The organism is Deltaproteobacteria bacterium, assembly GCA_020845775.1.
GTDB lineage: Bacteria > Bdellovibrionota_C > UBA2361 > SZUA-149 > JADLFC01 > JADLFC01.
This window is the reverse complement of sequence record JADLFC010000133.1, coordinates 14,346-28,905: the sequence shown is the minus strand read 5'-3', so window position 1 is coordinate 28,905 and position 14,560 is coordinate 14,346. Positions and strand designations below refer to the sequence as shown.

Annotated in this window: 12 protein-coding genes; 7 read left to right on the top strand and 5 right to left on the bottom strand. The window is 45.4% G+C overall.

The window, feature by feature from the left end; genetic code table 11:
- Positions 1-10: 10 nt before the first annotated feature.
- Positions 11-916, bottom strand: a complete 906-nt coding sequence (locus IT291_09100; GenBank protein MCC6221381.1) for an FtsQ-type POTRA domain-containing protein — start codon at positions 914-916, stop codon at positions 11-13.
- Positions 917-953: 37 nt separating this feature from the next.
- Positions 954-2,183 carry a D-alanine--D-alanine ligase gene (locus IT291_09095; protein MCC6221380.1) on the bottom strand — a complete coding sequence of 410 codons (1,230 nt, stop codon included), beginning with the start codon at positions 2,181-2,183 and terminating at the stop codon, positions 954-956.
- A 296-nt stretch (positions 2,184-2,479) separates the two neighbouring features.
- On the opposite strand from IT291_09095, the gene IT291_09090 reads away from it, so the two are divergent.
- A complete protein-coding gene (locus IT291_09090) occupies positions 2,480-2,986 on the top strand; it encodes a hypothetical protein (GenBank protein MCC6221379.1) in 507 nt (168 codons plus the stop codon).
- Between the two features lie 86 nt (positions 2,987-3,072).
- Here IT291_09090 and IT291_09085 read toward each other — a convergent pair whose 3' ends face one another.
- Complete coding sequence (locus IT291_09085) at positions 3,073-5,154, bottom strand: hypothetical protein (GenBank protein ID MCC6221378.1); 2,082 nt, start codon at positions 5,152-5,154, stop codon at positions 3,073-3,075.
- A 125-nt stretch (positions 5,155-5,279) separates the two neighbouring features.
- Between IT291_09085 and IT291_09080 the strand changes: the two genes are divergently transcribed.
- From IT291_09080 to IT291_09060, 5 genes are all read left to right on the top strand, one after another.
- Positions 5,280-6,257 (top strand): flippase-like domain-containing protein, encoded by a 978-nt coding sequence (locus IT291_09080; GenBank protein ID MCC6221377.1) that lies wholly within the window; start codon positions 5,280-5,282, stop codon positions 6,255-6,257.
- Between the two features lie 18 nt (positions 6,258-6,275).
- Positions 6,276-7,154, top strand: a complete 879-nt coding sequence (locus IT291_09075; GenBank protein MCC6221376.1) for a 3-hydroxybutyryl-CoA dehydrogenase — start codon at positions 6,276-6,278, stop codon at positions 7,152-7,154.
- Positions 7,155-7,177: 23 nt separating this feature from the next.
- Positions 7,178-8,830 carry an adenine deaminase gene (gene ade / locus IT291_09070; GenBank protein ID MCC6221375.1) on the top strand — a complete coding sequence of 551 codons (1,653 nt, stop codon included), beginning with the start codon at positions 7,178-7,180 and terminating at the stop codon, positions 8,828-8,830.
- A 101-nt stretch (positions 8,831-8,931) separates the two neighbouring features.
- Positions 8,932-10,491, top strand: a complete 1,560-nt coding sequence (locus IT291_09065; protein ID MCC6221374.1) for a PAS domain S-box protein — start codon at positions 8,932-8,934, stop codon at positions 10,489-10,491.
- Positions 10,488-12,248, top strand: a complete 1,761-nt coding sequence (locus IT291_09060; GenBank protein ID MCC6221373.1) for a response regulator — start codon at positions 10,488-10,490, stop codon at positions 12,246-12,248. Before IT291_09065 ends, IT291_09060 begins: the two co-directional genes overlap by 4 nt.
- A 24-nt stretch (positions 12,249-12,272) precedes the next feature.
- Here IT291_09060 and manA read toward each other — a convergent pair whose 3' ends face one another.
- Both manA and IT291_09050 read right to left on the bottom strand, forming a co-directional pair.
- Positions 12,273-13,505, bottom strand: coding sequence for a mannose-6-phosphate isomerase, class I (manA, locus tag IT291_09055; GenBank protein MCC6221372.1), 1,233 nt, complete (start codon positions 13,503-13,505; stop codon positions 12,273-12,275).
- Positions 13,506-13,508: 3 nt separating this feature from the next.
- Positions 13,509-13,991, bottom strand: coding sequence for a CBS domain-containing protein (locus IT291_09050; protein MCC6221371.1), 483 nt, complete (start codon positions 13,989-13,991; stop codon positions 13,509-13,511).
- Positions 13,992-14,119: 128 nt separating this feature from the next.
- Between IT291_09050 and IT291_09045 the strand changes: the two genes are divergently transcribed.
- Positions 14,120-14,548 carry a universal stress protein gene (locus tag IT291_09045; GenBank protein MCC6221370.1) on the top strand — a complete coding sequence of 143 codons (429 nt, stop codon included), beginning with the start codon at positions 14,120-14,122 and terminating at the stop codon, positions 14,546-14,548.
- The last annotated feature ends 12 nt before the right edge of the window (positions 14,549-14,560 follow it).

Sequence of the window (14,560 nt, the reverse complement as noted above, 5' to 3'; positions counted from 1 at the left end):
CATGTTTGGATTATGGATTTATCGCAGTTGGCTGCACTATGGCTTGGCCTTTAAAGCGCAAATCGATAGTATCTGCATGCTCGCCGCGTTTTTCTAAATCCCCTAAAACCACCTTTATGTTCTCGAGAATTGCTTTGGCGTCGCTAAAAGTGTTAGCAGTTACGATGAGTTTTGGTTTAGTTCTTGCGTCAATGGGCGTAACTAACACGCCGCTATCCTCTAGCAGAGTAAATCGCTCGATCTCAAAAGGAAAGTCACCTGCTATGCGAAATAATCGCAGCAAATTTAAAGCCTCATTGAGACGCTTTTCTGTGCGCGAAGCCCTCTTCTCCATGTCGGCGCCTACGTCGATACCATCTAAACGCGGTAGGTTTGAGGTAATTACTATTAATTCAGAATCCCTAAGACTCCTAAGCGGCTGAAGTGTCTTAGATGACCGCGAGATTAGCCAAGTAGTATTGGCAAACTCAGCCACTAGCCACGGCTCCTCCTCTTTAATGTTAAGTAACAGCTCGAGGGGATAAATGCGCCACTCAAAAGTGGCTTCCTGTATCCACGAGTGTTCCATCAAGGCTTTTCTAACGTCGCTGCGCCAGTACTGCCAAATCCATAATTGCCGATTTAAACCAACAGCACTTATAATATCCGCCTCGCTTAGATAATAATTTCCCTGAATACGCGGTGGACTAACGGCGAGCAAACGACCAAGAACCTTCAAACCACCATCGAGAAAACTGCGTTTAAAACGCTCTATCCCAACCCTCTCACTGCTTGCCTCACTTTCCCCCCGTACACCTTCGATTACAGACCCATCCGATACCGGCTGTTTTGCACCTAAAAACCGAAAAACGACTACACTGCCGCCAAACACTAGCAAACAGGACAAACATATTAGCCACCAAGCTTTGCTCGCCATTTCTTTTGTCCTTAAAACAGAACTCTAGCGCCTTAAGCTAGACCTCTACTTTAGCAGTCCCCACAGCCATCAGCGCCGCTTGGCGCCCTAGTGCTATCTCAATTAGCTTTTCAATTAATCCACCGTAGGATAAGCCCCCATTCATCATCAAACGAGGATACATGCTAATTTGCGTAAAACCAGGTATGGTGTTTATCTCGTTTAGAAAAATTTCTTGCGAATCCTCGCAATAGAAAAAATCAATCCGCGCCATGCCACAGCCATCTATCGCCCTAAAAGCGTCTTTAGCTAGATTGCCAATTCTCTCGACGACAGCCGAATCGACATTCGCCGGAAGATCAATCCGCGTCGTATTTTCTAAATACTTCGCCTCATAATCATAAAACTCCCTCTCGGGAATAATTTCTGCAACCACCGCAGACGCAATTAACTCATCCTCATCGCCCAGAATGCCAACCTCAAGCTCACGACCAACAACTGCTTCCTCAATTAACAACCTACGAGAAAACTTAGCAGCATTAACTAACGCCGAGCTCAAATCCTTAAAACCCTGCACCTTCCGAATGCCAACACTAGAACCAGTATCAGCAGGCTTTACAAAGACTGGGTAGCTCCCGAGTTTCTCAACTATCTGCCGATCGATCTCGGCCAGATTTGACATAGCACGCTTGGCATCCGTAAATTCCAACCACCGCACTTGTGGAATGCCCTGCTGTGCAAGAATCTTTTTTGTAACAATTTTATCCATGGCGACGGCCGACGCTAAAACGCCACAGCCGACCACAGCAACGCCCGCCACTCTAAACATCCCCTGGACGCAGCCGTCTTCCCCTAAAAGTCCATGAAGGACTGGGAACACGACATCTAACTCACATAGAGAAACATTTCCGAGCTGAGAAAAGCTAGGCAGTCGCTCGGGAGAAATTGCCAGCACTTCCTGCAAGGCACTACGAACCAATCTCTGCAACTCACAAAAGTCCGTAGGTATCTCAAAAGCCAGCAAACCCTCTTCCTTCATCTCCCTACTAGCCTGCCACAAAACATCCTCCATCCCAGCAGGCAATAGCGACCTATCTGCCAAGCAAATGAGATACTCAAGCGACCTATCTCCCATTACCCAATGCCCATCCCGAGTAATCCCCAGCCTAAACACCTCAAATTTCTCTCTGTCGATTGCCGCCAACACATTTCGAGCCGACGCCAAAGACACCTCATGCTCTGTCGAAATGCCCCCAAACAAAACCCCTAGTTTTAACTTCTTTTTCATATTAAATCTGTTTTTTCTTATTTTATTATAAGGATAATCCGCTTTCCACCAAATATATTACACTGGCACTAAACCCGCGCAAGTGAAGGCTTGGATTGCCTAATCTCAAAAGAGCACGAATTTGTGAATATTTGTAATAACCGTTAGAAGAATTACCGTTTTACAGCCTGAGACAGCATGTCAGGTTTAGATTTTTAGCAGGAAGGAGTGACTTTATGGCCGTATGGTTTGAGTCGAAATGTCCCAAAAACGTGGAAGAGAGCCGAGCGAATCTGAAGGAGATCAAACCAGACTGCATGAACGAAAAACTATGGGATCTCGCAGTAAACATATGGACAGATCCAGTCAATGATATGACAGGTTTTGGGGCGGTGGTAACCGAGAGTGCTACCAAGCTGCCAAAAGTGGCGACAACACTGAGCGGGGTGATTGACGACGCACTTAGCAAATTCAATGGTCTCGCGAAGGTATTCAAGGGGGTTGATTGGCAACACAGACCGGTAATCGACGGCACACTCTCTTCCAGGGCACTCTTAAAGGAAGTGCCGTACGAGAAGGCAGAGGAGTTTGCCAAATTGCTTATGAATGAAACTGGGTTTGGCCCACTAAAGGTAATTCCCGGCAATGCGCCAGAACATTATTTAGCAAAGATCGCGCATTCCGTGAACGGGATGAATACCTACGTCAGTGCTTCCCCTAAGCAATGGACGAAAATTGTTTTTGAAACACCAGTAAATATCAGCTCGGAGGCTATGGAGAACGTACAATATGTTCTCGAATGCATCCCAAAGGCATTGCCCTAATAAGAGCCAAGAAACTCTATGGTGCTACGGCTGGGCATCCAGTTTTTAACCACATCCTATGGCAGCGGCACAAACTTAAGGCAAGGCTACAAGGTCGGATTAGCAACAGTCACTTTTACAGGGCTTTTGCCCTCATTGGGATCGATCCAAACTCCATCTGCTTTAATCCTACAAAACGTATAAGTTGCCTTAATGCCAGTCTTAGACCAAGGACTGGCCACAAACGAAATAACTGAATTGTAGACGTCGGTAGCAATCTTAACTGGTTTTGTAGCTACCTCATATGCAGTTCGCAACACCCCATTATGGATTTTATCCTGCACATACTCTATCCCATCGCCGACATAAGCTGGAATCCTAATAATAGTCGACGGAACTTGCGTGATTTTTTTTAGCTCAGAAAATATAGGATCCAAATTGGCATTATTAGCTTTAACTGTCACAAGAAACTCCTCTTGACCGCTATTATTAACGCCGTAGCTTACGTCTAACTTCTGAACACACACGCCATCGAGATCTAGCTTATTCTCGGCAATCCCCAACAAGTTCTTAGATAGCCGCATATCTCTTAGCGGCTTACCAATTTTGTGTTCCTCTTTGAGTTCAAGTAGCCGCAATACAACTGGATGAACACCACTTTTGTCAATAAGGCTACTCTCATCCTCCGGCGTTAGGCGAGACACAGGACTATGTTTGCCATAACTCTTTATTAAAAAATCTTTTGTCTGCGCGGCATCGGACGCATAAGTTATAAACGCAGCAATTATCTTTTCTACTGTCTTGCCGCTTAAATTCTCTCCTTCTGCAATAATTCTCTTTTCTTTTAAATTCGCATCTACATTGAGCTTCCCCTCGCCAACGGGAAATCCAACAATTTTATAAATTCCCTTGTCGATATCTATTTCTATTTCCCTTGGAAAACATTTTTGAATCGCACCAACTTTTTCTTTGCAAGTTGCCCTAAACTTCTCAACATCAAAAGCTGATAAACTCACATGACCGACTTGTCTCGTTTTCTTGGTAGATATTGTCGAGCAATCTTCTCTCGCTAAATCAAACACTTCTGCTTGTCCCCTCTTGCCTATCCTAAACGAAAGATTTTGCGCACCATCACCTTTTGAGCTCGCGCTATCGACGACAAACTCCATTCTCCCAATTTCAGTCCCCTCTGCCAACGAAGCCAAAGATTTATCGTCGAGTAACACAGCGGCTTTTTCTCCAACTAGAAACGGCGCCCGAAGTTTGGAAACTAAAACACAATACCTATTCGACAAAAAGTCCGACTGAGATGAATACATTTTTATGTCCGGGCCACATACAGTCTCGAGTTTCCCTAAACAAGCCAAAGTTCCAGTGCGGCTACACAACACGACATCGTCTCGGCGAAATTCGAGCCTCGGCTCTTGCGAAGAAAGAGCTTCGCTCTTCCTTCGAGCATCTTTACTTTGACGACCCTCTAAGGCAAGAGATATTGCCGACTCGTTTTTCGTTACAAAAATTGAACACGGTGGCCTTCCCTTTAGCACACAAACCTCACAGATAGCTCCGTTTGCAGCTAAGACTGCCTTTGAATTAGAAAGAGTTAGTCTAAGTTCCCCATCACCGCAGTTCTGACTTATCGCCGCACTGCCACCGTCGTTAACATAAACTAGAGATTTTTCATCGCCAGTCGCCACGACTACGGGCTTTAAATTTCCAATGACCCTAATCGCATCCGGAATGTCATAGCCATCGCCAAATTCAACACTGACCTCGCCAGATAAATTATAAAGCTCGTAGCTCACATTCGTGGCTTTTGTACTTCTAACCAAAATCCCCTGTTTGCCCTCCTTCTCAATGCCAAAAATATCCCCACCACTTACCGATATTTCAGCGCCATCCTTGTGCGAAAGCTTAAGTATAGGGTCATCGAGACAAAACCCGTGGCGAAACTCAACAGAAGATTCTCGCGCCGGCAAGACAGAGCTTGGCACAGCAATGCTATCCATATCGACGGTAGAAGAAGAGAGGGAGTTACTGGAAGTAGTTAAAGGATCACTCGGCACACCAGGCACAATCAAGCACTCATGCTGCTTACTATCACCTAGTAAAGAAACTGGAGATATAATTTTTCCTTGGTTTGGCGTCACTACCCTGTTATGGCTTAACAATCCGTAACAAGTGCACATTTTTTTCTAATGCGCCCTCGAAAAACCCGCAGTGATAAGACTAATTATTTGAGTAAAGTAGCGAAAAATTGCTATACTACGGATGTTTTTTTAAAACATCTACGGGTATTTCATGGCAAACAAATATGAATACTGATTTGACGAAGAAATCTTGTTTTTCACTTTTACTTCGCTTAGTCGTTAGCGGGCTACTATTAGCCGTCGCGTACACAAGTGTTGACATCAATAGCCTTATTGACACATTTAAAATGCTATCGCCTAAGACCGCAATTTTATTGGGTATTATGTATACCACTGGACAGGTATTTAGTGCTCTAAAATGGAGAAAGATTGTAGACGGTGCTGGTATTAAGAGAGGTCCTGCTGAGATTATTCGCGCTTATTTTTTTGGCATGTTCGTAAACACGTTTGCACTTGGAACCGTCGGGGGTGACGTAGCTCGGAGTTTGGCACTAAAACCCGAAAGCGGAAGGCGAACGATAGCTTTAGCCACAGCCGTAGCCGATCGAGTTCATGGGCTCTTGGTACTAATAGCGATCGGGGCCATTTCTTCTCTTTTCCTGCACCCACGAGGACCGGCAGAAATGATTGCCCTAGTCGCTGGCCCCATACTCATTGTTCTTTGCCTGGGCTTATGGCTGGGCCCGAGAGCAGTCGCTCACTTGCTTAGGAACTCTAAACGCTTCGGCCCTCATGCACAACAAATTGCCGCTGCATTCCCTAACCGCTTTCGAACGGTAATGACGATCTCCTCGATGTCGCTAGTCGTTCACATTTTACAAATCTCGATGCATTACTTCATTACTTCAGAACTTAACGCTAACATTACACTTGCATATCTATTTGCAGTTGTGCCAATGGTCAATGTTGCTAGCTCTCTACCCTTAAGCATCAATGGCCTTGGCATAAGAGAGGGCATGTATATTCTGCTCTTTACTCCACTAGGCATTTCGCGGGAAACAGCGGTCGCCTTTGGCGCCATATGGATTTTAATAGTAACTGCCGTTAGTGCTTTAGGTGGAATAATCGTTAGCATAAACAACAAGATCGAATTTGCTAAAGAGTTGAGAGCTGTGGCCGACGAAAAAAGCATGGTCGCGTAGTGGAGTAAATATACTAAAATGTCAGACACAATCTTTCTAACAGATAAAAACACTAAATGCGTGGGCGTTATCGGAGCGGGACAGATGGGAGCTGGAATTGCCCAGGTCTTTGCCTCAGCAAATTTTAGTGTTTTGCTATTCGATGTTGCCCAAAAGTTTGTCGACAATGCTTTTTCTGGAATCAAATCGCGACTAGAGCGTGCCGTCTCTAAAGGTCAGCTTACCGCAGAGCAGCGCCAGCAAATTGAAAACAACATTAAGACATCTACCAACCTCGAGGGAATAGCCCATGCGGACATAATTGTAGAAGCAATCGTAGAAAACGAAGAAGAGAAAACAAAACTCTTTTCCAACCTCGACACTATATGCAAACGCCAAACGGTCTTAGCAAGCAATACGTCCTCTATCTCCATAACAAAACTCGCAGCTGCTACCAAAAGGCCATCTCAAGTGGTTGGAATGCATTTTATGAACCCGGTGCCAGTAATGCAATTAGTCGAACTTATTCGCGGCTTACAGACAAGCGATAACACATATAATTTAGTTAGAGATTTGACGCTTAAACTTAACAAAACCCCAGTAACCGCTAAGCGAGATTTTCCAGGTTTTATCGTAAATCGAATTTTAATCCCAATGTTAAACGAGGCCGTGTACGTCCTAATGGAAGGCATTGCCTCCGCGGAGGACATAGATGAAGCAATGAAACTTGGCACTAATCAGCCAATGGGGCCATTGGCTCTAGCAGATTTTGTTGGTCTAGATACCTGCTTAGCCATAGCGCAAATATTTCACCGCGAGTTTGGGGACGATAAATATCGACCCTGCCCTCTTTTGGTAAAATACGTAGAGGCTGGCTGGCTAGGCCGAAAAACCAATAGAGGTTTTTATCAGTATTAAGACACGCTAGAACCGACTACGCAATGGGCAAGCAAACGCCACAATTCAATAATGGCTTTGAAATTTCCGGCAATATAGTTGATGTCATAAATAGGCGAATTTTCCCAGGCACAATTTTCATTAAAAACCAAATAATTTCGCAAATAAATCCTCATCCAGGAACTTTTAAAACGTTTATAATGCCGGGCTTTGTCGATGCTCACGTTCACATCGAAAGCTCGATGCTTTCGCCATGCGAGTTCGGCCGCGTTTCATTGTTACACGGCACTGTTGCTAGTGTTTCGGATCCTCATGAAATCGCCAATGTACTTGGGCTTAAGGGAATTCGCTTTATGCGTGAAAGCGCCAGCAAAACTCCTTTTTCGATTTGCCTAGGAGCACCACCTTGCGTTCCAGCAACTTCTCATGAAACTTCTGGAGCGACTATCTCGCTTAGCGACATAGAAGAACTCTTTCGTAGCCAAACGACTGCCTACCTAGCGGAAGTAATGAATTGGCCTGGCGTATTGGCTAGAGACTCAGATGTCATGGGGAAAATTGCAATCGCTAAGCGCTACAATAAACCCATCGACGGTCACGCGCCGGGACTCAGTGGAGAAATGGCGCGCGCCTACGTAGAAGCTGGCATCACTACCGATCACGAGTGCAGCAATTTAGAAGAAGCGTTGGAAAAAATTTCATATGGCATGAACATTTTAATTCGCGAGGGCAGCGCGGCTAAGAATTTTAGCTCCCTGATAGAACTTCTTCGGTATCATCCCAAATCAATAATGTTCTGCTCAGACGATCTCCATCCTAACGACTTGTTAAGGTCGCACATTAACGGCTTAGTAAAGCGCGCAGTAGGTATGGGTTTTGATATATTCGATGTTCTCTCCGCAGCTTGCGTGAATCCGGTTAAGCATTACGGTTTGCCAGTTGGGCTCCTTCAACCTCGCGACAGAGCAGATTTTATCGAAGTGAACAACTTAGTCGATTTTCATATATTGCAAACCTTTATTGCTGGAAAGTGCGTTGCAAAAAACGCTTCCTCCCTGCTTGAACACGTGAGCGAAGAAACCATCACGTGCATGAATTGCAAAACAGTATCACCAGAAGACATAGAAGTCCCACTAGAGAGAGAACATATTCGAGTAATCCAAGTAATTCCAGGCGAACTACTAACTGAGGAATTCATTATCGGGGCAAAAGCGACTAACGGTCGCGTGACTAGCGACGTAGAGAGGGATATACTAAAATTAGTAGTAATAAACCGTTATCGCCAAGCACCTGTGGCTCGCGCCTTTGTGCGCGGTTTTAATCTGTCCTCTGGAGCTCTGAGTTCAACGGTAGCGCATGACAGCCATAACATTATAGCGGTGGGAGTTAGCGACGAGGAGATAGTGAGAGCAGTCAATGCCATTATCGAGACCGCTGGCGGAATAGCAGTCGCGAGCGAAGATAGTGTTCATGTGCTTCCCCTGCCAAATGCAGGGCTCATGTCAAACGCTGCCGCTAGCTGCGTTGCAGCTCAATACGAATTTCTCGATCGCAAAAGTAAAGATCTAGGGTCCCGGCTACCTGCACCTTTTATGACTTTGTCCTTCCTAGCACTACTGGTAATTCCACAACTAAAGTTGAGCGACCAGGGATTGTTTGACGGCAGGGCGTTTAAATATACGGAATTATTTGTATAATTTTCTTTCCTAGCCATTTCACCGATAACGTCTTCGCTTAAGCTAATAAGAAAAACTCTCGATAGAACATATTAAGCTATTGCAATAAGACATTGATAAATATGTTAGCAGACTGTGCTGAAAAAATAATTGAGCTGTCGCCAGACAGCATCGTAATTACTGCACCAGATGGCACTATTTCCGGCGCAAATCGACTTACGTGCGAGTTGCTGGGCTACGACGAAAGCGAAATAATTGGGCGCCACTTCGGCGAAATAACCGCACTGCACATCTTTAGCGATAAAAAGTTTTCAGAGCTAATCGGAAGAGGCTCAATAACCCGCACGTACGTAAACTACGTCACAAAGTCGGGCGAACGAATTCCGATGCAGCTAACGGGAAAAATTCTAACAACTCCTGATGGACAACCTTGTGCGAATCTCATCTTTGCCCAAGACATGCGACAAGTCCAAGACATCATCGCTTCGCTGCATCTAACGCGAACGTTTAACGAAAATGCTCTTAGCCTCATTCATACTGGCTTCATTGCACTTGATAGCAACAAGCGCATACTGTTTTGCAACCCAGGGTTTTGTCAACTAGTGAGACAAACGGATTTAATTGGCGACATTATAACAGACGTCCTATCCTCCGACACATTGGACGAGGCATTGGAAAGGGCGTTTAGCCAAGGCGAGGAAATTCACAACCTCGTAATAAAACAACCCGATATCCGCCACTCCCCATCTGACCTAGTAATAAAGACTTCGCTAGTTCATTTTGACGCAGGAAAAAACTTGCGCATAATGCGTTCGAGCGGTGTTGCTAAATGGCAGGCAAAAACTCACGTTCTTCTCGTAGTAGACGATATTACCGAGCAAATTCGCTCTCAAGACCTAGAAAACGAACGAACCAGTTTACGCCGCTCTTTAGCAGCATTCGAAAAAATTCTCGGCATAGTGGGTCACGAGCTAAGAACCCCATTAGCTGGACTAAGAGCTACTACCGAACTAATGCAAAAAATGAACACCTCGCCGGAGCCGGATTTTAATCAATTCCTAGATTCGATGCACGACGAAGTAATTCGCATGAGCGAATCTGTAAATGACTTGCTAGAAGTAGCTAGAATAAACAGCGGCACTGCTAAATGGACATGGACGCTTGCATCCGTAGAGCGCGCATGCAACCAAGCTATTAGCACAGTAAGAAAAATCGTAAAAGACACAGCCGTCGCCCTAAATATCGAAATCAAAACATATAACGTTCAAATTACCGGCGATGAAAATGCCATATACCGCCTCATAGTAAACCTCTTAACAAATGCTCACAAGAACACCAAAAAGGGACATATCACTATAACCCTATCATCGGGGTCAGAAGATGGACACGACTGGTTGTTCATTCAGGTTCAAGACTCCGGCACTGGGATACCCCCAGCAATAGTCGACAAATTGGGCGAAGCATTTGCGCTAAATTCGGGCGTAATTGGAGACGGCTATATTCGTGGCAGCGGACTCGGACTCGCCATTTGCAAGGGAATTGCCGCAAAACACGGCGGCGACATTTCCATTCGATCTGTTCTAGGCGAAGGAACGACAATCACGGTAAAACTTCGCACTGATCTACCCGGGCCTATAGCAGATGGGGAAGACAGCAATATTCTAAGAACCGAGGCACTATGAGCAAGGTAATGATCGTCGACGATATGGCGATTTTTCGCGACCCGATCGCCGCGGCCCTGAAACAAGAAGGTTTTGAAGTATGTCGCGCGGCAAACGGCGTTGAGGCTCTGGATCAGGTAAAAAGAGAAACTCCTGATTTAATTCTCCTAGACATTGCAATGCCAGAAATGGATGGCATGACATTTCTCGAAACGATTCGCAAAAACGAACAATGGTACGAGCTCCCAGTCATTCTGCTCACCGCTGTGAACGATAAGAGCTACATCCTGCGCGCAAGAGATTTAAACGCCCAGGAATATCTCGTAAAATCATATTTTTCCTTAGACGAACTAATAAAATACGTCCGCAAATATACAGACGTCCCCAATATCAAAGCTAAAGCGCCTGACAAGAGCGAGGAACCGAAGCAAAAAAAAGCCAGCAAACCATTTAAGCCCATAAACCCAATATCTGAGCAGGAATGCGCGTCCAGAATAGCGAATCAAAGAACAATTACACCTTTGAGCGAAGTAATTCGCAAGGTGGTGCAAAGCACTGCTTCGCCAAATGTCAATCGACTGGATTTAGCGGCACTCATTGCACAAGATCCGGTTTTAACAAGCCGAACTTTGCAGCTTGCCAACACTGCTGCCTATGCCACAACTGGAAATAGAACTGTCAGCATAGACGAAGCTATTGTTCGAATCGGCTTTGATAGAGTGCGAGATGTCGCAACTACCGTTGGCATTGTCGATTCGTATTCAAGTGACAGCGAGACGAGAATCGACATATTGCGCCACACCGAACATTGCCTAGCCGTGGCAACGCTCATGGCACGTGTCCCGTACTTAGACATGCAGACTAAAACTCTTGGATATACTTTGGGCTTGTGCCATGACCTAACGAATATCGTTATACGCCAAGAGTTTCCAGATCACTTCGCACAAGCTATCGACATTGCTTTAGCGAGCGACACAGAATTTACCTCAGTCTTAGAGCGTTTTTTAGGCATCCCTTATGAAAGACTAGTAGCTGTCACACTTTCTGGAATTGGATTGCCCCACGCAATTATTAAACCTGCTATCGACCACTTTAATTGTCAAAATGGCAAATTGGACTTCAATAATTTACCAAGCCATCTAGCAATGGCGCTTAATCTAACTAACCTATATTGCATAGCTCACTGCTTTACACCTTCAACTGCATACACAATCCGCCCAGTTGCCAAACTCGAACATAGACGTGTTTACGGCGAGCTAAGTATTTCGATTGGCGACGTGGAAAGCGCCTTGCAAGGCATTAGGCCAACTGTAATTTCATTGGCGAGGCTATCGGCAAAAAGCGAAAAGCTCCTGAGACGCCAGCTTTTTCCAAAAAAGACCTTAAAACTGTGCTACATAAGAGACGATTATTACAGCGCCGTCGACCCGCTACAAATGGCATTAAGCAGCATGGTCGACATACAAGTGCTAAACTCCCTCTCGGAAGCCGATCCACTACTTAGCGATTGCGACGGCTTGGTAGTGGCCACCCCGATACTCGATACTAGCTCTGCGCTGTACAAAGCCGCCATCTCTCTCGTAAACAAGCCAGGCCTCGCCACATTTCACCTAGCATTCGTAACCGCTGAAAACTCTCTAAGCCGCTCCGCACTTCCGGCCCACGTCGATGTCATGACCTACCCACTCTCCCTAGCCCGTCTAGGAGAATATCTAACTGCCGTCGAATGCCACAAAAAGAAAAAAGAACTTGGAGATGCCAACCAAACTCTTGTCTAAACGGCGCGTTTTCCGACCCGCCGCTTAATAGTTTAGCGGCACTTCGATGCGGAAGAGGCGGCCATCAGTTGGTTCTATTGCATAACCGTGGTGCATAGCAGTGGCCGGAACAAAGTAGGCTTCGCCTGGCTTTAGCTCGATACTCCACAAAAAGGAAGTAACCATTGCTTTTGTGTCGAGGGAAAACAATAACTCGAAGCACTCGCTGCGTGGAATCTCGACGCGGGCCTCGCTACAGCAAAGCGCATGGACTAAAAACTCTGCAACCGGAGCCTGGTAGGTGCCTAGATCTGGGGAACTGTAATCCCGCCTAATGCTTACGGCATTATTATAGCCTAGATGATAATCGACTATACTTGCTAAACTTCTAACATCTCTAAACTTATTCGTTAAACCAACGCGCACGACGTTATCAGAATTTGCCATGCACTCGACTAAATCCCCGCTTAAGTATGCGTGCACAGTTTTTGGCGCTACAAATACGGCCTCGCCAGGTTGCAGCGTAACGAGGTTCAACAAAAAGAAATGAAACAAGCCAATATCGCCTCTGCCATAGCGATTTTCCAAGCTTAAAATCCATACCTCTTGCGGACTTAACTGTCCTTTTGTCTTTAGCCTATTAAATAATTTTTGAGAACAAACCGCTATGGTCTCGCTGTTACTACTTACCAAATCGAGATACACTCGCTCCACCACTGGACGCGCCCTCAGGGGATTCCCCTTTAATAGATAAAGTTGCTCCAAAAGCGAATATTCTACCAGTTCTCGCAGTTCAGGGACTTGCCTAAAACTACTTATCAAATTGTCTAATGGCTTGAAGCCCAGGAGCATTTCTACCCGGCTAATCGCTATGGCAATTTCTGGCTTGTGGTTAGCGTCTGGATAGTTTGCGGGGTCGCTCCTATGAAGCTCCTCAGCTTGCTGCTTATTCGGATGCGCTTGAATGGAAAGTGGCTCGGCGATAGATAGCACTTTTAATAAAAACGGCATCTGTGGCCCAAACTGCTCATAAACATCGTTCCCCAACATTTCGCTTGGATGATTCTTAATGAGTTCGTCGAGAGGACTAAGCTGCTCGCCTAATTTAACGGTCGCCGGAGCATTGGTGTGCGTGCCAATCCAAAACTCAGCCATTGGTAGCTTGAAATCTCGCTGATTCGCCGCAGCTAAATTGAATATCAAAGAGTCTGCACCGCGCTTGCCCCAAGGATAATGCATGACCTGACAGTAAAGTTTTAGTGGGGCAGCAAACGTCATAAATTAATATTCGCCGTCTCCCTCTATGATGCGCAACATATCCATGCTCGTAACCAAACCAACTACTTTTCCTCGTTCCGTAATCACTATGCGATGGATATTGTGAAGCCGCATATTTCTGGCTAGCAAAGATACGCTATCGTCCGGAGAAGCTGTAAAAACATTGGCACTCATGAGGTCAGAAACGCACAGGCTCTTTATCCTATCTCCCACTACCCCCTGAGCCTCGCTGCCATGAGCTCCCCAACCAACCATGCCAACGTACGAACTATCGTCTACCATCTCATCTATCCCACGAGAAACCAGGACTCTTACTAAGTCGGTCTGAGATATGACTCCCAATAAAGTATTATCTTCGGAAACAACTGGAACACCATTTATCTTGTGCTGAAGAAAAATATCCCTAGCCTCCTGCAACGTCGCCGAAGGCGTGAGACTAACCACATTTTTCCTCATTACATCGCGGGCAAATAAATCTCTCGTCATATCCCTCAGTGGCTACTAGGTAACTTGAATAAGACTAATTACTTTGGTAATAACATGAATCAATTAGCAAATTAGATAAAAAGAAGAAATATCTCCTTTTTTAGAGATCTCAAAAAAGCTGCAAAAAAATGACAAAAAAGATACTCGTTCCCACGAATTTCTCCGACGAGGACACTAGCGCTTACGAATTTGCCACATCAATTGCCCTTCAAAACGGGGCTAGTATTGTCTTGCTCCACGTCATCGAGGCGATTCGGGACACTTCTTTTGAAGAGCTGGCTCCCTTTTATAAGGAGCTAGAGGAGAAGGCTCTAGGGAAAATCGATGTCATCGTGGCGGAGTTCCAGCGGAAAGGCCTTTCCTGTGAGTCCGTATTGGTCTACGGAAAAAGAGTCGATGCAATCGTGCAGCATGCTGAGAACACTAACGTCGATCTCCTTATAATGCGCTCGCATAAGATTGCCGCTGGAGAAGAGGAAAATCGCCTTTCTGACTTGCTCACTATAAGCTATAAGGTAGCCATTCTATCCCGTTGCAGTATCTTGTTAATTAAATAAAGAGAGTCAACT